The organism is Polyangiaceae bacterium (assembly GCA_015075635.1).
GTDB lineage: Bacteria > Myxococcota_A > Polyangia > Polyangiales > Polyangiaceae > JADJKB01.
The window spans coordinates 461311-484989 of the sequence record JABTUA010000003.1; the positions used below are offsets into that span (position 1 = coordinate 461311).

Annotated in this window: 18 protein-coding genes; 14 read left to right on the forward strand and 4 right to left on the reverse strand. The window is 68.2% G+C overall.

What is annotated here, in order from left to right; genetic code table 11:
• The first annotated feature begins 58 nt into the window (after positions 1–58).
• Positions 59–727 (forward strand): hypothetical protein, encoded by a 669-nt coding sequence (locus HS104_32675; GenBank protein MBE7484709.1) that lies wholly within the window; start codon positions 59–61, stop codon positions 725–727.
• An 8-nt stretch (positions 728–735) separates the two neighbouring features.
• Here HS104_32675 and HS104_32680 read toward each other — a convergent pair whose 3' ends face one another.
• Entirely contained in the window at positions 736–1257 is a 522-nt protein-coding gene (locus HS104_32680) for a hypothetical protein (GenBank protein MBE7484710.1), read from the reverse strand.
• 148 nt (positions 1258–1405) lie between these two features.
• On the opposite strand from HS104_32680, the gene HS104_32685 reads away from it, so the two are divergent.
• The 6 genes from HS104_32685 to HS104_32710 all read left to right on the forward strand — a co-directional run bounded on the left by HS104_32685 (position 1406) and on the right by HS104_32710 (position 10404).
• Positions 1406–3550 carry a zinc-ribbon domain-containing protein gene (locus HS104_32685; GenBank protein ID MBE7484711.1) on the forward strand — a complete coding sequence of 715 codons (2145 nt, stop codon included), beginning with the start codon at positions 1406–1408 and terminating at the stop codon, positions 3548–3550.
• A complete protein-coding gene (sppA, locus tag HS104_32690) occupies positions 3547–5370 on the forward strand; it encodes a signal peptide peptidase SppA (GenBank protein MBE7484712.1) in 1824 nt (607 codons plus the stop codon). Before HS104_32685 ends, sppA begins: the two co-directional genes overlap by 4 nt.
• Before the next feature lie 115 nt (positions 5371–5485).
• Positions 5486–6496 carry a peptidoglycan DD-metalloendopeptidase family protein gene (locus tag HS104_32695; GenBank protein MBE7484713.1) on the forward strand — a complete coding sequence of 337 codons (1011 nt, stop codon included), beginning with the start codon at positions 5486–5488 and terminating at the stop codon, positions 6494–6496.
• 201 nt (positions 6497–6697) lie between these two features.
• Complete coding sequence (locus tag HS104_32700) at positions 6698–6958, forward strand: hypothetical protein (protein MBE7484714.1); 261 nt, start codon at positions 6698–6700, stop codon at positions 6956–6958.
• A gap of 1311 nt (positions 6959–8269) precedes the next feature.
• Positions 8270–8746, forward strand: a complete 477-nt coding sequence (locus tag HS104_32705) for an AgmX/PglI C-terminal domain-containing protein (GenBank protein MBE7484715.1) — start codon at positions 8270–8272, stop codon at positions 8744–8746.
• A 1127-nt stretch (positions 8747–9873) separates the two neighbouring features.
• On the forward strand, positions 9874–10404 hold the full coding sequence (locus tag HS104_32710) for a DUF2695 domain-containing protein (GenBank protein MBE7484716.1): 531 nt from the start codon (positions 9874–9876) through the stop codon (positions 10402–10404).
• A 3188-nt stretch (positions 10405–13592) separates the two neighbouring features.
• Here HS104_32710 and HS104_32715 read toward each other — a convergent pair.
• Positions 13593–14444, reverse strand: coding sequence for a hypothetical protein (locus tag HS104_32715; GenBank protein ID MBE7484717.1), 852 nt, complete (start codon positions 14442–14444; stop codon positions 13593–13595).
• A gap of 1521 nt (positions 14445–15965) precedes the next feature.
• On the opposite strand from HS104_32715, the gene HS104_32720 reads away from it, so the two are divergent.
• The gene (locus HS104_32720) at positions 15966–16586 is read left to right on the forward strand and encodes a HEAT repeat domain-containing protein (protein MBE7484718.1); all 621 of its coding nucleotides are present in this window, start codon (positions 15966–15968) and stop codon (positions 16584–16586) included.
• Positions 16587–17834: 1248 nt separating this feature from the next.
• Here the strand turns inward: HS104_32720 and HS104_32725 are convergent.
• Positions 17835–18311: a hypothetical protein gene (locus HS104_32725; protein ID MBE7484719.1), complete on the reverse strand. Its 477-nt coding sequence runs from the start codon at positions 18309–18311 to the stop codon at positions 17835–17837.
• Positions 18312–18525: 214 nt separating this feature from the next.
• Positions 18526–19026 carry a hypothetical protein gene (locus HS104_32730; GenBank protein ID MBE7484720.1) on the reverse strand — a complete coding sequence of 167 codons (501 nt, stop codon included), beginning with the start codon at positions 19024–19026 and terminating at the stop codon, positions 18526–18528.
• Between the two features lie 1307 nt (positions 19027–20333).
• Here HS104_32730 and HS104_32735 point away from each other — a divergent pair.
• From HS104_32735 to HS104_32760, 6 genes are all read left to right on the forward strand, one after another.
• A complete protein-coding gene (locus HS104_32735; protein ID MBE7484721.1) occupies positions 20334–20924 on the forward strand; it encodes a hypothetical protein in 591 nt (196 codons plus the stop codon).
• 30 nt (positions 20925–20954) lie between these two features.
• Entirely contained in the window at positions 20955–21179 is a 225-nt protein-coding gene (locus tag HS104_32740; protein ID MBE7484722.1) for a DUF104 domain-containing protein, read from the forward strand.
• Positions 21176–21319, forward strand: coding sequence for a type II toxin-antitoxin system PemK/MazF family toxin (locus HS104_32745; protein ID MBE7484723.1), 144 nt, complete (start codon positions 21176–21178; stop codon positions 21317–21319). The genes HS104_32740 and HS104_32745 overlap by 4 nt, the downstream gene beginning before the upstream one ends.
• A 423-nt stretch (positions 21320–21742) precedes the next feature.
• Entirely contained in the window at positions 21743–22762 is a 1020-nt protein-coding gene (gene tnpB, locus HS104_32750; protein MBE7484724.1) for an IS66 family insertion sequence element accessory protein TnpB, read from the forward strand.
• Positions 22681–23526: a transposase gene (locus tag HS104_32755; protein MBE7484725.1), complete on the forward strand. Its 846-nt coding sequence runs from the start codon at positions 22681–22683 to the stop codon at positions 23524–23526. The genes tnpB and HS104_32755 overlap by 82 nt, the downstream gene beginning before the upstream one ends.
• Entirely contained in the window at positions 23490–23645 is a 156-nt protein-coding gene (locus HS104_32760; protein ID MBE7484726.1) for a transposase domain-containing protein, read from the forward strand. The genes HS104_32755 and HS104_32760 overlap by 37 nt, the downstream gene beginning before the upstream one ends.
• Positions 23646–23679 lie beyond the last annotated feature (34 nt).

A 23679-nucleotide genomic window follows, 5' to 3' on the forward strand; every position in this document is an offset into this window, starting at 1 on the left:
TGACAAATTGCCGACACTTCTGGCGTTCATCGGCGGCCGAGGGTATTTGCCCCGGGGAATGGGCCCCGACGGACAGCGCCTCCCCGCCAAGAAGGACGTCGCGCTCGCGTTGCTCGAGCAGAGCGACGTGTTCGTCCACCTCGACCCGCGCCCCGAAGAGGTGCGCGTGCCGCAGTGGTTCAAGAAGCAAGCGCACCTGGTGCTGCAAATCGGGCTCAACATGCCCGTGCCGATCCGCGACCTGGAGGTCAGCGACGACAGCATCTCGTGCACGCTCAGCTTCAATCGCTCGCCGTTCTTCTGTTTCTTGCCGTGGAAAGCCATCTACGCCCTGGTGGGCTCGGACGGTCGCGCCATGGTCTGGCCCGACGACATCCCGCCTGAGGTCGCCGCGCAGGCCGCCAAGGCCGCCGCCGCAGTGGAGGAGAAGGCCGCGAAGCGCGCGCACCTGCGCGCCGTCTCCAGCGAGCCGCCGACCTCGGGCCCCGCGACGGATCCGGCGCCGGCGCCGGCGAGCAGCGAGCCCGGCCCCAAGATCCAGGAGCTCGGCGCCGTCGCCACCGACCCCGCGCCGCCGCCCATCGCCGCCGGCGAAGGCATCAGCGAAGACGCGCCGCGCGTGTCCACTACTCCGGATGCCTCCTCGCCGCGCGCGGCGACGCCGTCGGAGCCGCCGACCGGCAAAGGCAAGAAGCCGCTGCCGCCTTGGCTTCGCGTCGTGAAGTGAGCGGCAGCTCAGTCGCTCGCGGCGTCGCTGCCGCCGCTGCCACCGCTCGCGGCGTCGTTGCCTGCGGCGCCACCCGTCGCGGCGTCGCTCCCGGCGCTGCCACCGGTCCCGCCGGACGACGCGTCGACGCCGGAGTCGATGTCGGCGTCGCTCGCGGCGTCGCTCCCGGCGTCGCTGCCACCGGTGCCGCCGCTACCGCCGCCCACGCAGGTCCACGTGCCCTCTTCGACGGCGCACGTGTATCCAGCGACGCAGCCGTGGAACTTGCAGGTGCCCGTCTTGCAGACGCCCTTGGAGCTGCAGGTCTCGTTGAAGTCGCAGTCCTTCGGCTCGTCGCAGCTCCCGCCGCTCGTCCCGCCCCCGCTGCCGCTGCTCGGCAGGTAGCAGTAGCCGGTCGCCGCGCTGCAGGCGTAGCCGTCGGGGCAGTCCAGGCTGGTCTCGCACACCAGGCGGTCCTCCGGGTAGATCGGGCATCCGGACAGCAAGGTCGCCCCGACCAACAAAAACCCCGTGAGCAGTGCTCGCTTCATGACCAGGCCTCTCGCGCAGCCCTCCAGGGCCGGCTGGTGCGACAGCGTAGCAAGGCATGTGCCCCGTTCAAGCCCGGGGTGCATCCGAAAGTCCCCCTGGTCCGGGACCTCATGCTAAGTTTTTCCGCCGCTTTACCGAGGCACTTCGATGGACGTCCGCTGCGGTCGTTGCGGAACTGAATACGAGTTCGACGACGCGCTGGTCTCAGACCGTGGGACCACCGTGAAGTGCACGAATTGCGGGCACCAGTTCAAGGTGCACCCCGAGGCGCAGCAGGCCGTTCCGGAGCGCTGGGTGGTCCGCACCGCGACCGGGCGCGAGCTCGTGTACACCTCGCTGCGCGAGTTGCAGCGCGGCATCGCGCAGCGGCAGGTCGGTCCGGAAGACCTGTTGGCCCGCGGCAACCAACCTCCACGCCCGCTCGGCTCCATCGCCGAGCTCGAGCCGTTCTTCCACGGTCGCTCCGGCGCCAGCCTCCGGGCGCCGGCGCAGGCGCGCACCCTGGTGGGCGTCGCGCCGCCGGCAGCGGGCTCGTACGCTGGACCGCTCCCCCACGCGCTGCCGCCGCCGCCGGTGCTACCGCCGCGCATCCCCGACACCGAGGCGCCGACCCAGACGTCGAGCGAGGCTCCGACCGACAACGTTCAGGTTCGCGCGCCGAGCTCCAAGCCCGCGGACCCGCTGGCGAAGACCCAGCCGGAGATGGACGCCGAGCCTCCCACCTTGCCGCGCAACGCGCTGCCTCCGGACGCGTCCGGGGTGCCCGCGCCGGCGGTGCCGAAGAACGTGATGATCCGCGAGTCCGTTCCGGATCTCGACTACTCGCCGACCCCCAGCGACGTGCGCATGGGCGGCTACCGTGCGGAGCAAGCGTCGCTCTACATGCCGGAGCCCCACTCGCGCCGCCTGCGCTCGCGTTGGATCGCGGGCTTCGTGCTCGTGGGCGTGGCCGTGCTCCTGGCCGCGACCGTGGGCCGGCGCTACCTGGAACAGTATCGTCAGGCCGCGCCGCAGCCGCAGGCCAGCGCGGATGGTCGCGTCGCCGGCTTCCTGACCGAGGCCGAACGCAAGCTCGACGACGGCGATTTCGAAGGCGCACGCGGTGAGCTCGACAAGGCGTCCGTGCTCGCCGACAAAGACGCGGCGGTGCTGGCCGCGATGGCGCGGCTCGAAGCCATGCGCGCAGACACGCTCTGGCTGAAGCTCCGCCTGCTCGATCCGGCGGAGAAGCAGGTGGTCCAGACCACGCACCGCCAGCTCGGCGCGCGGGTCGGCAAGGCCAAGGAAGCCCTGGAGCGTGCGGTCGCGGTCGCGCCCGACGACCCCGCGGTCGTGCGCTCGCGGGTGGACATCCTGCGCCTGGCCGGAGATCTGAAGGAGGCACGCGGTCTGGTGGCGCCGCTCTCGTCGAGCCCGACCGGCGAGAACGCCTACGTGCTGGCGGCTCTCGATCTCGCGGAGGCCCAGCCCGTCTGGGCGAGCGTCGTCGATCGGCTGCGCAGCGCGGCGCAGGCGGAGCGCTCCCTGGGTCGCGCGCGTGCGGCGCTGGTCTACGCGCTGGTGCGGGCCGGCCAGGTCGATCAGGCCCAGAGCGAGCTCGACAAGCACGCCGCAAAGGCCGAGGGTCACCCGCTCTACGACGACCTGGCCGCGTTCGTGAAGCGCCACGCGACGCCCGGCGACGCCGGACCCGATTCCGGCGCGGAGGTCGCGGCGGTCGATCCAGCGAGCTTGCCCATGCTCGACACCTCGCAGGCGCCCATCGTGGACGACGAGGCTCCCAAGGGCGGGCCCGGCGATTTCCGCGTGAAGCTCCAGCAAGCGGCGTCCGCGATGAAGTCCGGCAACGTCGATCGCGCCGAGCAGCTCTACAACGAGGTCCTCGCCAAGGAACCCGGCAACACGGAGGCCATGGCGGGGCTCGCGGACGTGGCCAAGGCGAAGAAGGATCCCGAGGCGGCCGCCAAGATGTACGACAAGGTCCTCAAGGAGAACCCGAGCTACCTGCCCGCGCTGGTGGCGCGCGCCGATCAGAAGTGGGACTCCGGCGATCGCAAGGGCGCCCTGGTGCTGTACCGCCGGGTGCTGGAGCAGGCGGGCGCCGGCTCGAGCTACGGGCAGAAGGCCGCGCAGCGCATCGGCGAGGGCGAAGGCCCTGCCGCTCCGCCCAGCACCGGCTCGGACAAACCTCCGGAGAAGGCGCCAGAGAAGCCGCCGGAGCCGAAGCCCGAAGAGAAGAAGGAAGAGAAGCCTCACATCGACACCACGGATCTGCCCGGAGTGAAGCCGTGAGGCGCGCCGCGCTGGCGCTGGTGCTCGGCGCGGCCTTGTCGCTGTCGTGCGAGGGCCGACCACGTAGCGGGCCCTACGGCGGCGGCGGCAAGTCCGCGGCCGCGTCGCTGTTCTCCGGCGCCACGGGCAAGCTGGTCGAGATCGACATTTCCCGCGGCGCCCCCGAGTCGGCTGAAGGTGGCTTCTTCCCGCTGCCCGCCTCGCGCACCTTCGTGGGCCTGGTGCGCGCGCTGGAGCGGGCGCGCGACGATCAGGACACCAAGGGCGTGTTCGTGCGCCTGGGTGAGCGCGCGGTGGGCTTCGCGCGGGCGCAGGAGATCGGCACGCTGCTCGCCGGCATCCGCCAGAAGGGCAAGCCGGTGGTCTGCCACGCCCACGGGCTCGACAACGCCGGCGCTTGGGTCGCGCTCACCGGCTGCGATCGAATCTGGCTCTCCCCCGCCGGCGAGGTCGCCTCCGTGGGCATCGCCGGCCAGGTCGTCTACTTCAAGAGCGCGCTCGACAAGCTGAAGATCGGCGCCGACTTCCTGCACGTCGGCAAGTTCAAGAGCGCCTCGGAGCCGATGACCCGAGATGGTCCCAGCGACGAGGCTCGCTTGGCGCTGACGGAGACGCTCGCTTCGATCCGCAAGAGCTGGCTCGACGGCGTCGAGGCCGCGAAGAAGGGCCGCGCGCCTCGCGCCGACATGGAGAACGGTCCCTGGTCGCCGCGCGAGGCGAAGGAGCGCGGGCTGGTGGACGAGCTCGGCTACGAAGCACAAGCGCTCGACGACGCCAAGAAGCGCGCGGCCACCGAGCGCGTGGCGACGGGCTTTGGCGCCAAGAGCCAGCCCGCCGAGGGCCCCGACATCGGCGAGCTGATCCGCATCCTGGCCGGCGCCGACGAGAGCGCCGGCGGCCGGCCGCACATCGCGCTGGTGCCGGCGGAGGGCGCCATCAGCATGGCCCCGGGCGGGCTCCTCGACAGCGGCGGCATCACCGCCAAGGCGCTGACCAAGACGCTGCGCAAGCTGGCCAAAGACGACTCGGTGAAGGTCGTCGTGTTACGCATCGACTCGCCCGGGGGCTCGGCCTTGGCCAGCGATCTGCTCTGGTTCGAGCTGCGCGAGCTCCAGAAGAAGAAGCCCATCGTCGCTTCCGTCGGCGAGATGGCCGCGAGCGGCGGCTATTACCTGGCCTGCGCCGCGGATCGCATCGTGGCCGAGCCCACCAGCATCGTGGGCAGCATCGGCGTGCTCGGCGGCAAGCTCGTGCTGAACGACGCGCTCGCGGAATACGGCGTCAACACCGTGACCTTCCCGGCCAGCCCGGAGCCCGGCGCCGCGTCCCGCGCGGCCTACCTCTCCGCGCTCAGCAAGTGGGACGACCCGACCAAGGCGCGCGTGCAGAAGCAGATGGACGAGGTCTACCAGCTCTTCCTGGAGCGCGTCGCCGAGGGCCGGAAGCTGCCCATAGAGCAGGTGCGTGAGAGCGCGGAGGGCCGCATCTGGAGCGGGCAGCAGGGCTTCGATCGCAAGCTGGTGGACGACCTCGGCGGCCTGTCCCGCGCGCTTCAGATCGCCCGCGAGCTCGGCAAGCTGGACGAGCGCGCGCCGGTCGAGGTCGCTGGGCGGGACGAGAGCTTGCTCGAGGTCTTGCTGGTGGGCGAGGGCGCCGAAGCCAAGGCGGTCGAGGAGGCCACGCGCCGCGTGATCGCCGCACGCGCGCCGCTCGGGCTGGCAGTAGCGCCCGACTTGCGTCCGTTCGTCTCGGGCCTGGCCCCGCTGATGAACGACGAGACGGCGCTGGCCACGCTGCCCTTCGCGCTGGTCGTGCGCTGAGCGCCGGCAACCCGCTGCGCCAACCCCAAGTTGGCGTCACGCGGGATCGCCCGAAGAATCTAGCGGGTTTCCCGCCTGCCCGCGCTGGTCCGACGCTTGCACTGGACCGCGGGTGATGCGCGCTGTGTCTCTGGTGATGGGCGTCCTCGTGGCCGGCTGCGCGCTCGACCCCGGATCCGACTCGAACGACGGCTCGGACACCGGTGGCAGCGCCGGCACCGGGGTCGTGACCGGCAGCGGCGGCTGGAGCAGCGGCGGCGCGTCGGGCGCGGCTGGCGCGGCGGGTGCGGCGGGTGCGGCGGGCGCGGCGGGCGCAGCGGGCGCAGCGGGCGCAGGTGGAGATGGCGGCACGGGCGGCGGCGGAGGCACGGCGGACTGCCCGCGAGTCGAGGTCCAGGTCGCCGCGGGCGCGACGCTCAACGTGCGGCCGACGCCGGCGACCACGCAGCCCGCGGTCGGCACGCTGAACGACGGCGACATCGTGGACGTGCTGGCGCAGGTCAAGGGCGAGCCGGTGAGCGGCAACGATCTCTGGTTCCAGATCAAGGCGCCCAGCGTCACCGGGTACATCTCGGGGGAGTTCGCCGCGTGCACGCTCGAGAAGCCGCCGGTCGTCACCGCGCCGGACGGCTACTACCTGCCGCTGAAGTGCGGCAAGAGCGCCAAGATCGCGCAGGGCAACTACGGCAACTTCAGCCACCAGGGCAAGAGCGCCTACGCTTACGACTTCTCCATCCCGCTCGACACGCCGATGGTCGCGATGGCGGACGGCGTGGTGAAATACCTCTACGCCAAGACCGGCCCTGGCGACCCCTGCTACAACGGCGGCGGTTCGTCCTGCTACCCGTACGCGAACTACGTCGTGCTGAAGCACGGCGACGGCAAGCTCACCACCTACAAACACTTGAACAAGGTCAGCGTGACCCTCGGCCAGTCGGTGAAGCGCGGCACGGTGATCGGCCTCTCCGGCTCGACCGGGTACTCGACGGGCCCGCACGCCCACGTGATGCGGATGGACGACTGCGGCCAGTACTCCTGCCAGTCCATCCCGCTGAAGTTCGCCGACGTGGGTGGCGACCACGTGCCGGACACCGGTCAGACGGTGACGAGCGGGAACTGTCCTTGACGGGGACGGCTGCGGGCGATTAGGCAGTTCTGCATAACGCGATAAGTGTGCGCGCCACGTTCCCCGCAAGTGCCGGCATGACGGCGAAACCCCGGAGTGACGAAGTCGGGCAAGTACCGCGGCGGAGGCGTATAGCGAAGTGCCTGGACGAGAGCTGGCGACGCGCTATCGAGATAGGTAGAATTTGGAGTTATTCGGCCAATGAGGACCATGCCACGGCACTGCAACGCGCTTCTGCTCGCCGTCCTTGCGACTGCCGTGCAGGCCTGCACCGTGCAGTCTGGTGAGACAGACACCGACTGCCCCTCGCATTCCGTCACACTCGACGCGGCGGCGACGGGCTTTTCCAAGGTCGGCGAGTGGCGCCACGACGACGTCTGCCTTCAATACTGCACCGACCCTCACGAGGCGTGCACCCTGGTGACTGCCACGACGGTCAAGTGCCAGGTGCCCTGCGGCTAGCGCTGCGACCGGTTTCAACCTCACCTCGCGAGTGCCGCATAACTCGACGTTGCACCCGCCGAACGCCGTGATGGCGTGTTTCACCGTCCGTTCCGCGTCGCGGGCGCTCTCACTGTCTGCGGCATTGCGCCCGCTCAGCTGCGCCTCGCGGTCTGATAAGATGATGCTCGGCGTTCGCGGGTGAACGCCGTTCGTTATACCGCTGTCTCCTGACCGGAAACGATCACGCAAGACCACCGCGCCGAGCCCGCTGTTCTCTCGACCCTGCGGTCTCAGAGTTCCTCCGCTTCGAACCAGCGCGGCCCAAGACCACAGCGGTTTGCCCGCGGTTGATGATGGAAGTCTCTCACGCGGCCGGTCGCGCCATGCCGACCCCGACCGTGGTCGCGCTCGAGGACGAGCCGGCTGTTGAGCAGCCGCGCTGGGACCAAGACAACGGCGCCTTGCCGACTGAACCGATCGACCAGAAGACGGGCGAGCTGTCGCGGAGCTCCGAGATCACGGCGTCGCGGCGCGCTGCGACGCCAACGGTCGCTGCTCCCCGAACAACCGTGGTTCCACCACGGTATAACTCGCGTTCCACCCGCCGAACGCGCGCCTTGCTCTTTTCACCGTCCGTTCCGATGCCCGCGGGCGCCCTCACTGTCTGCGGCACTGCGCCCGCGCTGCTGCGCCTCGCGGTCTGGTAGGATGACCCCGGCGTTCGCGGGTGAACGCCCTACTCGTTATACAGCTTTGTGGCTTCGCTGTTGGGCAGCGCCGCTCGTTCCGCCGGTCGAAGTTGTAGGTCTCCGCCGCTTCGCACAGCGCCCTGACGAGCCCCAGCCGTCGTCGCGCTCGCGGCGATGGCTGCTGCACCGCGCAAGACCACGGCGCCTTGCCCGCGGTTGAAGCTGACGGTCTCTGACGCTTCGCACAGCGCCGTGCCAAGCCCCCGCCGAGCTCGCGCTCGAGGCGGAGCTGACTGTTGAAGTTCGCGGCGCTGCGGCCAAGACCACGGCGCCATGACGACTGTACCGTTCGGACAAGCAGAGCCGAGCCCACGCGCCTCGCCACTGCTCCGAGAATCACCGTCGTGCCAAGACCTGTATAACTGGTCGTTGCACCCGCCGAACGCCGTTGTGGCCTTGCCCAAGCGTCCGTTCCGATGCCCGCGGGCGCCCTCACTGTCTGCGGCACTGCGCCCGCGCTGCTGCGCCTCGCGGTCTGGTAGGATGACCCCCGGCGTTCGCGGGTGAACGCCCTACTCGTTATGCAGATTAATGCCTAAGCCCCTTGCTGCGCATGTCCCCCTCTAACCCTCTTCACTTGATGTTGATCCTTGCCGCATCGGTCGGAGCCTGCGCAGCACAACAACCTCAACAGGCGCCGCCGCCGGCCGCACCGTCGACCGCGAGCGCTGCGGCGCCGGGTGCAAGCGACCCTGTCCGAGCCGGACCAAGCGCAAATCCATCAGGTGAGGCTTGCCGCGGCGTCGCAACCCCGCGGCTGGTCGACGAACTACGCGCCCGTACAACCGACACCCGCCTCTGTTACGAGCGTGCGCTCCGTGACAGCCCAGCTCTCGCCGGCCGTCTGGTCGTGAGCGTGCGTGTCACCGAGGACGGCTCTGTCGCCGCGGTGGAATTTCCTGAGGATGACCTACGGACCGACTCGGTTCGCGATTGCGCCCGGCAGATCTTTTTGCGGCCGTTCTCCACACCTCCCGAGCGGGGATGCCTCGTCGCGGTCGTGCCGATCCGGTTTAAGCCGAAACCACCTGCAGGCCCGACCGGTGCTGGTCCGTAGCATACGTGCCCGTCTGTGCTCCGACGCCCTGCATAACTCACGTTCCACCCGCCGAACGCCGGCCCTGCCGACTTCATTGTCCGTTCCGCGCCCGCGGGCGAACATTCTGATGCGGCACTCGCCCGCGTCTGTTGCGCCCTGCCGACTGACGACTTGACGCTCGGCGTTCGCGGGTGAACGTGTGTCTCGTTATCCAGCCGCACTTTAGCGCGCTGTTGTGCAGCGCCGCCAAGACCACGGCGCCTCGCTGACGGTTGAAGTTCGAAAGTCACTCGCGCGTTCCCACGCGTCCCGCGCACCCCAGACGTCTTGGCGCTGGAGGCGGAGCCACCGGTGACGAACCGGCGCTGCTCGCGGTCCATCGCGCTTTCGCCACTTTCACCGTCAGGAACCGACGAAGCACGGAACTTCACCGTCGATTTTCAACGCTGGCTAACTCGACGTTGCACCCGCCGAACGCCGGTCTGGCCTTGCCCAAGCGTCCGTTCCACGACCGCGGGCGACCACTCTGTCTTCGGCACTCGCCCGCGGCTGTAGCGCCTCCCGCTCTGCTAAGATGCTCTCCGGCGTTCGCGGGTGAACGCCGTTCGTTATACAGCTTTGTGGCTTCGCTGTTGGGCAGCGCCGCTCGTTCCGCCGGTCGAAGTTGTAGGTCTCCGCCGCTTCGCACAGCGCCCTGACGAGCCCCAGCCGTCGTCGCGCTCGCGGCGATGGCTGCTGCACCGCGCAAGACCACGGCGCCTTGCCCGCGGTTGAAGCTGACGGTCTCTGACGCTTCGCACAGCGCCGTGCCAAGCCCCCGCCGAGCTCGCGCTCGAGGCGGAGCTGACTGTTGAAGTTCGCGGCGCTGCGGCCGGGACCACGGCGCCATGACGACTGTACCGTTCGGACAAGCAGAGCCGAGCCCACGCGCCTCGCCACTGCTCCGAGAATCACCGTCGTGCCAAGACCTGTATAACTGGTCGTTGCACCCGCCGAACGCCGTTGTGGCCTTGCCCAAGCGTCCGTTCCGATGCCCGCGGGCGCCCTCACTGTCTGCGGCACTGCGCCCGCGCTGCTGCGCCTCGCGGTCTGGTAGGATGACCCCCGGCGTTCGCGGGTGAACGCCCTACTCGTTAGGCGGACAAGTGAGCCTCTCCAAGAAAGAGCGCCGTCGCCTCGCTGAGGAGGAACTCGACGCTCGTCAGCGGGCGCGCGCCAGCCGGTCCCCACTCACGCGCGAGGAGCTCGACGAGTTGTACGCCTTCGTCGCCGAGCGCGCATTTCGAGATGGCCGCGACAAGTCGCTTGCGCTCACCACGGAGTGGCTTACTTCCCACGACCGCGTGCCAGCGATCGCGTTCCTGAACGAACACGGGGTCGCGACGGACTGGGACGTGCTTGTCAACGCCGATCCATGCGCGCTATTTGGACCGACAGCGACCCGCCTTGCGCGCATGCCGCTCGAACCCGACCAGCTTCTGGCGCTCATTGATTCCATCGACACTCAAGTGCGGGCGGTCGGCTGCCAGCACGATCTACGGCTGACGCGAGCATGGCTTGAGGAGCGCGGGCTACCCACCGCACTCGTCGAGTTTGCGCTCATCGCTCAGGGCGGAGGCTGCGACTGCGAGGTCGTGCTCAATGTGGACCCGGAACGGATCTACCCGGGCGAGTGATGCCGCCTAACTCGCGTTCGACCCGCCGAGCGCCGGTCGTGGCGCGTTTCACCGTCCGTTCCGCGCCCGCGGGCGAACACTCTGTCTTCGGCACTCGCCCGCGTGCGTTCACGCCTTGCCGTCTGTTACGATGAGCCACGGCGCTCGCGGGTCAACGCGTGCCCCGTTATACAGCTTTGTGGCTTCGCTGTTGGGCAGCGCCGCTCACGCGACGCACAGCGCCTTGCCCGCGGTTGAAGCTGACGGTCTCAGACGCTTCGCACAGCGCCTTGCCAAGCCCCCACCGAGCTCGCGCTCGAAGCGGTGCCGACTGTCAAAGTTCGCGGCGCCGCATCCGAGACCACGGCGCCACGACGACTGGACCGTTCGGACAAGCAGAGCCGAGCCCACACGCCTCGCTACTTTTCCGGGAATTACCGCCGTGCCAAGACCTGTATAACTCGCGGTTGCTCCCGACGAACGCGGGTCTGGCCTTGCCCAACCGTCCGTTCCGCAACGGCCGGCGCCCTCTCTGTCTACGGCTTGCGCCGGCCTCGGATTACGCCTTGCCGTCTGTTACGATAGAGCCCGCGTTCGCGGGAGAACGCGACGATCGTTATACAGCTTTGTGGCTTCGCTGTTGGGCAGCGCCGCTCGTTCCGCCGGTCGAAGTTGTAGGTCTCCGCCGCTTCGCACAGCGCCCTGACGAGCCCCAGGCGTCGTCGCGCTCGCGGCGATGGCTGCTGCACCGCGCAAGACCACGGCGCCTTGCCCGCGGTTGAAGCTGACGGTCTCTGACGCTTCGCACAGCGCCGTGCCAAGCCCCCGCCGAGCTCGCGCTCGAGGCGGAGCTGACTGTTGAAGTTCGCGGCGCTGCGGCCAAGACCACGGCGTCATGACGACTGTACCGTTCGGACAAGCAGAGCCGAGCCCACGCGCCTCGCCACTGCTCCGAGAATCACCGTCGTGCCAAGACCTGTATAACTGGTCGTTGCACCCGCCGAACGCCGTTGTGGCCTTGCCCAAGCGTCCGTTCCGATGCCCGCGGGCGCCCTCACTGTCTGCGGCACTGCGCCCGCGCTGCTGCGCCTCGCGGTCTGGTAGGATGACCCCGGCGTTCGCGGGTGAACGCCCTACTCGTTATACAGCTTTGTGGCTTCGCTGTTGGGCAGCGCCGCTCGTTCCGCCGGTCGAAGTTGTAGGTCTCCGCCGCTTCGCACAGCGCCCTGACGAGCCCCAGCCGTCGTCGCGCTCGCGGCGATGGCTGCTGCACCGCGCAAGACCACGGCGCCTTGCCCGCGGTTGAAGCTGACGGTCTCTGACGCTTCGCACAGCGCCGTGCCAAGCCCCGCCGAGCTCGCGCTCGAGGCGGAGCTGACTGTTGAAGTTCGCGGCGCTGCGGCCAAGACCACGGCGCCATGACGACTGTACCGTTCGGACAAGCAGAGCCGAGCCCACGCGCCTCGCCACTGCTCCGAGAATCACCGTCGTGCCAAGACCTGTATAACTGGTCGTTGCACCCGCCGAACGCCGTTGTGGCCTTGCCCAAGCGTCCGTTCCGATGCCCGCGGGCGCCCTCACTGTCTGCGGCACTGCGCCCGCGCTGCTGCGCCTCGCGGTCTGGTAGGATGACCCGCGGCGTTCGCGGGTGAACGCCCTACTCGTTATACAGCTTTGTGGCTTCGCTGTTGGGCAGCGCCGCTCGTTCCGCCGGTCGAAGTTGTAGGTCTCCGCCGCTTCGCACAGCGCCCTGACGAGCCCAGCCGTCGTCGCGCTCGCGGCGATGGCTGCTGCACCGCGCAAGACCACGGCGCCTTGCCCGCGGTTGAAGCTGACGGTCTCTGACGCTTCGCACAGCGCCGTGCCAAGCCCCGCCGAGCTCGCGCTCGAGGCGGAGCTGACTGTTGAAGTTCGCGGCGCTGCGGCCAAGACCACGGCGCCATGACGACTGTACCGTTCGGACAAGCAGAGCCGAGCCCACGCGCCTCGCCACTGCTCCGAGAATCACCGTCGTGCCAAGACCTGTATAACTGGTCGTTGCACCCGCCGAACGCCGTTGTGGCCTTGCCCAAGCGTCCGTTCCGATGCCCGCGGGCGCCCTCACTGTCTGCGGCACTGCGCCCGCGCTGCTGCGCCTCGCGGTCTGGTAGGATGACCCCCGGCGTTCGCGGGTGAACGCCCTACTCGTTATGCCGGTGTGACCCAAGACCCACGGCGCCTTGCCGACTGTCTTTGCGGTCTCAGATTCAGAGTTCCTCCGCTTCGAGGCGGGAGGCAGCGCGGCCGAGCCCACGGCGCGTTGCCCGCGGTTGACGCCGAAAGTCTCTCACGCGTCCGGTCGCGCCATGACGACCCCGACCGTCATCGCGGTGGCGCACGAGCCGATTGTTGAACGAGCCGCGCTGCGACCAAGGCCGCGGCGCCTTGCCGACCGTAGCGCGCAGAGCAGAAGCCGGGCCAGCTGGCGCCGAGCTCCGAGATCACGGCGCCACGCCGCACGGTGGCGCCCACGGCTTCGCGCCCTGAACCACCGACGCACGGCATAACTCGCGTTCCACCCGCCGAACGCGCGCCATGGCGAGTTTCACCGTCCGTTCCGCGGCGGCCGGCGCCCTCTCTGTCTACGGCTTGCGCCGGCCTGCGAAAACGCCGCGCTGTCTGTTACGATGTTCTCGCGCGTTCGCGGGTGAACGCGCATCCGTTATACAGATCAGATTCTTCCGTCGAGGAGGGCAGCGCTGCGAACCAGCACCGCCGCGACTCCATCACCGCCGTAAGTCACTCACGCCTCCGGTCGCGCTTTGCCAAGCCCCGACCGTCGTGCCGCTCGAGGCCGTGCCCACTGCGAAGAAGGCGGCGCTGCTTGGTGGCCCAACGCGGCGGCGCTTCCTGTTTCGTCCTCGAACGCCGAGCAACCAGAACCGCGCAGCGCTGAACCCGAGCTCCAAGACCACGGCGCTGCGACAAACGGCGACGCCAGGAGCCTCAGTGCCCAGAATCACCGAGTTTCCTGCGCACTGTATAACTTGTCGTTCCACCCGCCGAACGCCGGCTATGCCCTGTTTCACCGTCCGTTCCGCGCCGGCGGGCGACACACTGTCTGCGGCACTCGCCCGCCTCTGCGACGCCTCGCGCTCTGCTAAACTCAGGACCCGGCGTTCGCGGGTGAACGCCAATTCGTTATACCGCTGGCCCGACCTGACGCGTCGTCACTCCATCCAGCCCGAGTTGAACAGCACAACGTACTCATCGCTGGATGGGTCCTGGGCTCCCACTGATGGCCGATATCGGAGCAAGACGATGTCGTAGCCCCCGATCTGCGCGAGCCCCGATGGCAGCGCTGTCGCGCGTACGCGCTTCAACGCCTTGTCGATCTCCCCCGCAGGCAGCGGCAGGCCTCCGGTCCCGAGATCGAAGCTCCGAACCTTGGGGAGCGAGACCGGCGCGCAGTCCTCGCCCAGCGGATCGTGCAGCCAGGTTTTCGGCCATTTGATATCGCCCTTCCCGGCCCACACGATCCCTCCGCCGAACACGGTGAGTCCGGTCCTTGCGCTCACGACCGCAGCGCCGCCGAAGTCCAGTGGCTCAACGAGAAAGACCCAGGCGTCCGCGGGCGCCGGGCCGGAGAGCAACACGCCACTGCCGAACCCGGTGTCCTGCTGCGCTGTCGCGCGCGCGGCTAGCTCGTCGGGGGGCGCGTACGTCCCGCACACCCACTGATGACCCAAGAGCGTCAGCGTGGTTTGTGTGAAGCGAACGATGATCGTACACGACCCAACAATCTGAGCCTTCTTCGCAATCGCTTTGGCCACCTCCGAGCAGCTGGGCGTGCCGCCCGCATCGGCAGTAGAACCGCCGCTTGCGCCGGCGCCCGCTGTTCCTCCCGTCGCGCCACTGCCGGTCGTCGCGCCGCTGGCCACCGTCCCGCCGCTCCCGGCCGCAGCACCAGAACCGGTCGCGTGTCCACCGCCGCCCCCGCTCCCACCGCTCGCGCTGCCCTCGTCTCGGACTTGGCCGCCGCAGTTGGCAACCAAGAGTCCGATGAGAAGCGCGCCGCGCACACGAGAAAGCTAGCACTTTGGTCGAGCAAGCTCATCCACCGTTCCATCTCGCCGCGAGGCGGCATCAGCCGACGCGGTCGCCGTCGGCCAGATCAACGCGCAATGACGCGCCGCCCGCCAAGGGTCTCTGCTCCCCGAACTACCGTGCTGCCACCACGGTATAACTCGCGTTCGACCCGCCGAGCGCCGGCAGTGGCGAATTTCACCGCCCGTTCCGCGCCCGCGGGCGACCACTCTGTCTTCGGCACTCGCCCGCGTGCGTTCACGCCTTGCCGTCTGTTACGATGACCTACGGCGCTCGCGGGTCAACGCGTGCCCCGTTATACAGCTTTGTGGCTTCGCTGTTGGGCAGCGCCGCTCGTTCCGCCGGTCGAAGTTGTAGGTCTCCGCCGCTTCGCACAGCGCCCTGACGAGCCCCAGCCGTCGTCGCGCTCGCGGCGATGGCTGCTGCACCGCGCAAGACCACGGCGCCTTGCCCGCGGTTGAAGCTGACGGTCTCTGACGCTTCGCACAGCGCCGTGCCAAGCCCCCGCCGAGCTCGCGCTCGAGGCGGAGCTGACTGTTGAAGTTCGCTGCGCTGCGGCCAAGACCACGGCGCCATGACGACTGTACCGTTCGGACAAGCAGAGCCGAGCCCACGCGCCTCGCCACTGCTCCGAGAATCACCGTCGTGCCAAGACCTGTATAACTGGTCGTTGCACCCGCCGAACGCCGTTGTGGCCTTGCCCAAGCGTCCGTTCCGATGCCCGCGGGCGCCCTCACTGTCTGCGGCACTGCGCCCGCGCTGCTGCGCCTCGCGGTCTGGTAGGATGACCCGCGGCGTTCGCGGGTGAACGCCCTACTCGTTATGCAGACAACACGCCGTCGAGAAGAAGCGATGCCCAGTTCCTCGCTACCGCTCCTCTTCTTGCTCGTCGGCTTGGTCTCTTGTTCTGGTTCCACGAAGTCGAGTGATTCCAACGGCACCGACACCGAAAAGCTCTGCTTTTTGATGTGCAAGAAACTCGCCACGGGCGGGTGCCCGGAGGCCAAATCGGGAAGTTACAAGGACTGCGGGGAACCTTGCATCGAGCAGTGGCACAATTGCGATGCATGGCCTGAGCTGGTGGCTTGCCTCGATCAATTCGAATCCTATTCCTGCGCGGGCGAACCCGCCTGCGCGGCTCCGATGAAATCGGTACTCGCGTGCGCCGGGCCCCCGCCGGACGCTGGGCTGGTCGACTGCGTTCCCGGCCAACCCGTGCCCGCCTGCGTCTGCGATGGTGGCACAGGTCCCGTCAAGGTGTGCGGCCCTTCGGGAAAGACGGAGCCGTGCGCGTGCCCCTAGGCTCGCCACGAATCACTGCATAACTCACGTTGCACCCGCCGAACGCCGGCCCTGCCGACATCACCGTCCGTTCCGCTTCCGCGGGCGAACATTCTGATGCGGCACTCGCCCGCGTCTGTCGCGCCTTGCCGACTGACGACTTGACGCTCGGCGTTCGCGGGTGAACGTGTGTCTCGTTATGCGGCGGCAGAGCCATGCTCGACGGTCTTGATGACATCGACTGGGGTTGCCTCACTCACGCCTACGGACCGGCATCGGACGTACCTGGCCTCATTCGCGGGCTCTTGTCGGCTGACAAGCCTCAACGCGACTCAGCGCTTCGAGAACTCTTCTCGAGCATCTGGCATCAAGGCACGGTCTACGAGGCCGCGATTCACGCTCTCCCTTTCTTGATCGAGCTCCTCGGAGCTCCCGATGAGCAGACGCCCGATCGCGAGTCCGTCGCACTCCTGGTCGCGTCCATTGTTGGCGGGCGCGGCTACTTTGAGGTTCATCACACGCGGGAGCTGATCAACCCCTTCACTCGCGAGCCCATGCCACCACCACCGGACCTGGACGAGCGACTCGCGGCGGAGCGCGTCATCGTTGCCGAGGTTCGGCGGCGTGGCGAACGCGCCATTCCTCTTCTTGTCCCCTACTTGAAGCACGAGGAACCCGACATCCGCCGCTCCGTGGCTGAGGCCATTTCGTGCTACCCAAGGTTGTCAGCGACAACCGTGCCCGCCCTGCATGACGCGCTCGCCACCGAGACGGATGACGAAACGCGGACTGCGCTGAACGCTGCGTTGACCGCAGTCGCGTCGGGCCCCGCATAACTTGACGCTGCAGCAGCCGAGCGCCGGTCAGGCGAGTTTCAGCGTCCGTCCCACGGCGGCGGGCGACCACTCTGTCTTCGGCACTCGCCCGCCTCTGCGGCGCCCCGCGCTCTGCTACGATGTTCTCCAGCGCTCGCTGCTGAGCGCAAATTCGTTATACAGCTTTGTGGCTTCGCTGTTGGGCAGCGCCGCTCGTTCCGCCGGTCGAAGTTGTAGGTCTCCGCCGCTTCGCACAGCGCCCTGACGAGCCCCAGCCGTCGTCGCGCTCGCGGCGATGGCTGCTGCACCGCGCAAGACCACGGCGCCTTGCCCGCGGTTGAAGCTGACGGTCTCTGACGCTTCGCACAGCGCCGTGCCAAGCCCCCGCCGAGCTCGCGCTCGAGGCGGAGCTGACTGTTGAAGTTCGCGGCGCTGCGGCCAAGACCACGGCGCCATGACGACTGTACCGTTCGGACAAGCAGAGCCGAGCCCACGCGCCTCGCCACTGCTCCGAGAATCACCGTCGTGCCAAGACCTGTATAACTGGTCGTTGCACCCGCCGAACGCCGTTGTGGCCTTGCCCAAGCGTCCGTTCCGATGCCCGCGGGCGCCCTCACTGTCTGCGGCACTGCGCCCGCGCTGCTGCGCCTCGCGGTCTGGTAGGATGACCCCCGGCGTTCGCGGGTGAACGCCCTACTCGTTATACAGCTTTGTGGCTTCGCTGTTGGGCAGCGCCGCTCGTTCCGCCGGTCGAAGTTGTAGGTCTCCGCCGCTTCGCACAGCGCCCTGACGAGCCCCAGCCGTCGTCGCGCTCGCGGCGATGGCTGCTGCACCGCGCAAGACCACGGCGCCTTGCCCGCGGTTGAAGCTGACGGTCTCTGACGCTTCGCACAGCGCCGTGCCAAGCCCCCGCCGAGCTCGCGCTCGAGGCGGAGCTGACTGTTGAAGTTCGCGGCGCTGCGGCCAAGACCACGGCGCCATGACGACTGTACCGTTCGGACAAGCAGAGCCGAGCCCACGCGCCTCGCCACTGCTCCGAGAATCACCGTCGTGCCAAGACCTGTATAACTGGTCGTTGCACCCGCCGAACGCCGTTGTGGCCTTGCCCAAGCGTCCGTTCCGATGCCCGCGGGCGCCCTCACTGTCTGCGGCACTGCGCCCGCGCTGCTGCGCCTCGCGGTCTGGTAGGATGACCCCCGGCGTTCGCGGGTGAACGCCCTACTCGTTAGGCGGACCGCAGCACTGCCGTTTCGATTGATCGGCGCGGCGCTACTCGTCGGGCGGCGGCGAGAACGGCACCGGCGCCGGCAACGCTTCGCAGTACGCCACCGCGTCCTCGAGCAACCGTCCGAACACCACATGGATTTCTGCGTTGTTCGTCCCTTTGCCGTGGTCCATCACCGCTTGCACGTCCAGGGCGATTCGCTTCCGCGCATCATCGCCGAATACGCGCGCATCCGGGAGCGTCGCTCCGAGAAACCTTGCTAGGTTCTCGTAGTAGTCGCCGCGGTACCAGTTGACGCTCCCGTTCCGACGCTCCTCGCTGGCAAGTCGCGCCACAGCTCGGATCACCTCGCCCTGGACCGTCTCACTCGGGCCCTCATCTGGCACGAGATCGAAGTGTAGCCGGGCGAAGCGACGCATTCGGTCGTCGAAGTCCGTCGCCCCGGTGTCATGGTACTTCAGCAACGCGACATGGTGAGCAACATCCGCCTCCATGTCGGCGCGGCTCTGCGAACCCGACATCCACAAAACAGTACCATGTCGAGTTCCCTGTTGAGCCGCCTAACTCGCGTTCGACCCGCCGAGCGCCGGTATTGGCGAGTTTCACCGTTCGTTCCGCGCCCGCGGGCGAACACTCTGTCTTCGGCACTCGCCCGCGTGGGTTCACGCCCCGCGCTCTGTTACGATGAGCCACGGCGCTCGCGGGTCAACGCGTGCCCCGTTATTCGGCCGACCACTACTCCCAGCCGATCATCCCAACCACCCTGAAGTTCCCGACTTCCACAGTGCCGGTCGCGTTGGGACCTGGCTCCGCGGGCACTCCGCATGCTCCATTCCCGCCCATTCTGTATTCGCGCATCAGTTGGTCCTCGTGGACCTTCTTGTGCTGGGTCACTTCCAGTGTGCACCCACCCCCCGGAGTGCTCCAGCTGGTGCCAGCGCTCGCCTCGCTAACCGCGACCACGGTGGGAAATATCCCAGTCGCTCCCTCCGACACCCCGTCGAGCGTGAACGCGAGCTTCAACTCCCCGACATCCATGAACGTCACCACCGTCCGAGGGCCGGGCGGGTATACGCCGCTCCCGCCGCACGCGTGTGAACCGTCCGCTTGAACCGCGACGGCGCCGGTCAACTTGATCGTCAACGCACAGCCATCTTCGGCGGGCGAGTCCTCGTTCGCGCCGCACGCTGCGCAGTGCCACGCGCAAGCTACGACTCCGGCCCTCAACCACTTCATGGCCCGAATCTAGCAGCTGGCTAGGTCGGGCGTCACGTCGGACAGTCGACCGAACCTTCGCTTCACCCACGCGCAAGCGACTGCCGCATAACTGGACGTTGCACCCGACGAACGCCGGCCACGCCTTGCCCCAGCGTCCGTTCCGCCGCGCGGGCGAACACACTGTCTTCGGCACTCGCCCGCGTTTACAGCGCCGCGCCGTCTGCTAGCTTCGGATCTCGGCGTTCGCGGGTGAACGCCAATTCGTTATACAGCTTTGTGGCTTCGCTGTTGGGCAGCGCCGCTCGTTCCGCCGGTCGAAGTTGTAGGTCTCCGCCGCTTCGCACAGCGCCCTGACGAGCCCCAGCCGTCGTCGCGCTCGCGGCGATGGCTGCTGCACCGCGCAAGACCACGGCGCCTTGCCCGCGGTTGAAGCTGACGGTCTCTGACGCTTCGCACAGCGCCGTGCCAAGCCCCCGCCGAGCTCGCGCTCGAGGCGGAGCTGACTGTTGAAGTTCGCGGCGCTGCGGCCAAGACCACGGCGCCATGACGACTGTACCGTTCGGACAAGCAGAGCCGAGCCCACGCGCCTCGCCACTGCTCCGAGAATCACCGTCGTGCCAAGACCTGTATAACTGGTCGTTGCACCGCCGAACGCCGTTGTGGCCTTGCCCAAGCGTCCGTTCCGATGCCCGCGGGCGCCCTCACTGTCTGCGGCACTGCGCCCGCGCTGCTGCGCCTCGCGGTCTGGTAGGATGACCCCCGGCGTTCGCGGGTGAACGCCCTACTCGTTATACAGCTTTGTGGCTTCGCTGTTGGGCAGCGCCGCTCGTTCCGCCGGTCGAAGTTGTAGGTCTCCGCCGCTTCGCACAGCGCCCTGACGAGCCCCAGCCGTCGTCGCGCTCGCGGCGATGGCTGCTGCACCGCGCAAGACCACGGCGCCTTGCCCGCGGTTGAAGCTGACGGTCTCTGACGCTTCGCACAGCGCCGTGCCAAGCCCCCGCCGAGCTCGCGCTCGAGGCGGAGCTGACTGTTGAAGTTCGCGGCGCTGCGGCCGGGACCACGGCGCCATGACGACTGTACCGTTCGGACAAGCAGAGCCGAGCCCACGCGCCTCGCCACTGCTCCGAGAATCACCGTCGTGCCAAGACCTGTATAACTGGTCGTTGCACCCGCCGAACGCCGTTGTGGCCTTGCCCAAGCGTCCGTTCCGATGCCCGCGGGCGCCCTCACTGTCTGCGGCACTGCGCCCGCGCTGCTGCGCCTCGCGGTCTGGTAGGATGACCCCCGGCGTTCGCGGGTGAACGCCCTACTCGTTAGGCGGACCGATGGGGTGGCTTCTCCTTCTTGGCGTTGTTGGATTTGCCTGCTTGTTCGTGGCTGCGCCGTGGGGACCCATTCCTTCGACAACTTTTCGGGCGCGCGCCGCGCTGTTGGCGCTCTCCACGCTTTGCCTGACATCGGAGGCTACGGCGCAGCAGGACAGTCGCGCGAACTTGGCGCCAGAATCCGGCGCTCGCCAGTCTGAACACCGCCCTGACATCACATTGACCATCGTTGGTGCGGCGATGTTCGTTGTTCCGTACGTCGCTGGAGTCGGATATGCCACGTTCACCGAATCAGCGCCGCGGGGCATGGATCCCCAGCCGCTCTACGTGCCGATCCTCGGTCCGGTGCTTGCGATTCGGGGCGTCGGCTGCGACGACAACGCTGATGCCTCGTGTTCGACGTCGGGTGGAGCGGGCACATGGGCGCTTTTGGTGCTGGACAGCGTCCTTCAAGCGACCGGGGTTGTGATCGCAGTCGTCGGACTCTCGAAGCACAAAGAGGTCCGGGTTCGACACCGTCAGAGCATTCGCGTCCTTCCACATCCGACCGGTGTCGGGCAGTACGGAGTCAGCGCCTGGGGTGTCTTCTAGCGCCCGGAGATCACGTGCTATGCTTCGCGCATGCGCACCGTCGAGGCTCTGTACGTGGACGGCCTGCTCAAACCCGACCGACCACTGCCGTTGCAGCCGGGTGAGCGCGTTGGCGTGATTCTCGTGCGCCGGCCGGACCCAGCGCGCTGGGATCTGCGGCGCATCGCCGCGGCCAGTGGCGGAGAGGACGAAGCTCTCGCGGCGGCGGGACTGGAGAGCTGGGCCGACGCGCTCGACGCAGAGGACCATCGGTGAAGCGTGGCGAGATCTGGTGGGCCAATCTTGGTGCTCATCGAGCCAGAGAGCAGACCGGGCGGCGACCGGTCATCGTATGGCAAAGCAACGCGCTCACGAGTGTTCTGCAATCTGTTCTCGTGATCCCGTTAACAACGTGACCCATCAGCGACACCGGGATGATTTCCGCGGACGTGGCCGCCAGGCTCGGCTTCGACGCGGAGGTCATCAGTGGCAAATGGACGGAAGATCGAGGACGAGGCGGAGGCGCGGCGGTGCCTGCTCGCGGCGAAGCGGAAGGGCCTGAGCGCCGGGGAGTGGGCGCGGGCGCACGACATCGACGGGCGGTCTCTGAACGCGTGGCGGGTGAATCTCGAACGGCGGGGAGCGAGCGCTCAGCCGCGACGGCGAAAGTCGAAGGCGGCAGCGACGGCGCACGCGTTGGTCGAGCTTGTTCCCGCTTCGCCGAGCATCGCCGTGGCCGGGAGGGGCCGGTACGTTCTCGAGGTTGCCAGGGCTCGGGTGGAGTTCGGTGACGACGTTTCGGTCGAGACGCTGCACCGGGTACTCGAGGCTTTGCGCTCGTGCTGAGCCTACCTCCGACGGTGCGCGTGTTCGTGGCGGTGGCCCCACTCGACATGCGCGGCTCCTTCGACGCCCTCGCCGGCGCTGTGCGCGGCCTGGGGCTCGATCCAGTCGATGGCCACCTGTATCTCTTCCTCAACAAGCGCAGGCGGATCGCGAAGGCTCTGTGGTTCGACGGGTCGGGCTGGTGTGTTCTCGCCAAGCGCCTCGAGGCTGGGAGCTTTCAGCTTCCGCTGCTGGACGGCGACAAGCCGCAGGTGGTGATCGACGGCTCGGCGTTCGCCTCGCTGCTGGCTGGGATCGACTTCACAGCGGCGCGGCGCGGCTGGTACCGGCGGCCTCGATTCGAAAAAGCACGCAAGGATCGACACGGATCTCAAAGTATGATCTCTACTCGTCTGTGGACGGGCTGGAAGCGCTGCGCAAGGAGAACGCCGAGCTCCGTGCGCAAGTCGCGCAGCTCCTCACCGAGCTGGCACGGCTCAACGATCGCGTCTCGGGCTGCTCGCGGTAGCGCAGCGCAAGCAGCGAAAGGCTCCTGCTCCCGGCGCTGCAGCGCCAGCCGCTGCCCGCCCGTCGTCGAGGGAGAAGCCCAGCGTGCTTTCGAGGAGCGGCCCAAGGCCCCGGACAAGCCTGCCGCCGAGCCTCCGCCGAAGAAGAAGGCGAGGCCAACGGGGCGCAAGCCGATCCCCAGCCACCTCGAAGCCGAAGAGCACGAGCTCCGCCCCGATGCGTGCGGCGAGTGCGGCGGAGCTGCCCTGGACGTCGTCGACGAGCTCGTCGAGGAGAAGCTCCACGTCGTCAAGGAACACCAGCGCCGGCGCGTCGTTCGTCGCTACACGTGTCGCTGTCGCGAGTGTGGCGAGCGCACGACGCTGCGCTCTCTGCCTGCCCCTTACGAGCGCTCCAGGTCACCTGCGAGTGGCTCGCGTGGCTCGTGTACCAGAAGTTCTGGCTGCTCACGCCGCTCGACCGCATCCGGCGCGACCTCGCCGAGCGCGGAGTCCCGATCGCGATGAGCACGCTGGTGACCTTCATCGAGCGCGCTGCCGACCTGCTGTCGGGCATCGACGGTTTGCACTGGAAGCAGCTGCTCGCCGGCTCCTGGATGGCTACCGACGGCACCGGGTTGAAGGTCATCATCAAGAAGCTTCCCGCTGCGCACAACGGTTACGTGGAGCTCTACCGCAACCACGACGTCGCGGTCTTTCAGTACGAGCCGACAAGAGCGGCGAGGTCGTCGCCGCGAAGCTCAGACCCTTCCGAGGTACCCTCACCGCCGATGCCGAGCATCGCTTCAACGACGTCTTCGCTTCAGGCCGCGTGCTCGAGGCCGGGTGCAACGCCCACGGCCGTCGCAAGTTCCGTGACGCAGAAGACACCCAGCCGGTGCTCGCTCTCGAAGGCGGCGCCTTCCTGGGCGCGATCTACGGCGAAGAGGGAGAGGCGCAGAAGCTCGGCCTGGTCGGAGAGGCGCTCAGAGAACATCGCCAGCGGTGCATTCGCCCCATCGTCCAGGACTTCGAGCGCTGGCGCGACGCCGTCGAGCCGACGCTCTTGCCCTCCGAGCCGCTGGCGGCGGCGATTCGGTACTACAAGAACCATCGGGACGCGCTCTTCCGTTTCGTCGACGACCCGCTGGTCCCCATCGACAACTCTCCCACCGAGCGCGAGTTTCAGAACGTCGCCAAGCTGCGCCTCAACATGCTCTTCGCCGGCAGCACGGAAGGCGCCCACCGTGCTTGCGTGCTCCTCGGCATCATCGCCACCTGTCGAGCTCTAGGTGTCCCTGCGCAGGCCTATCTCACCTGGGCCTTCGAGCGCCTCGGGACCCACCGCGATGTCTTCGCGCTGCCGCTCGAGGCCCTGACCCCCGCCGCGTTCAAGAAGACCCTCGGCTGAGCCCCACGCACGATTCCACCCGCCGCGCATCCCG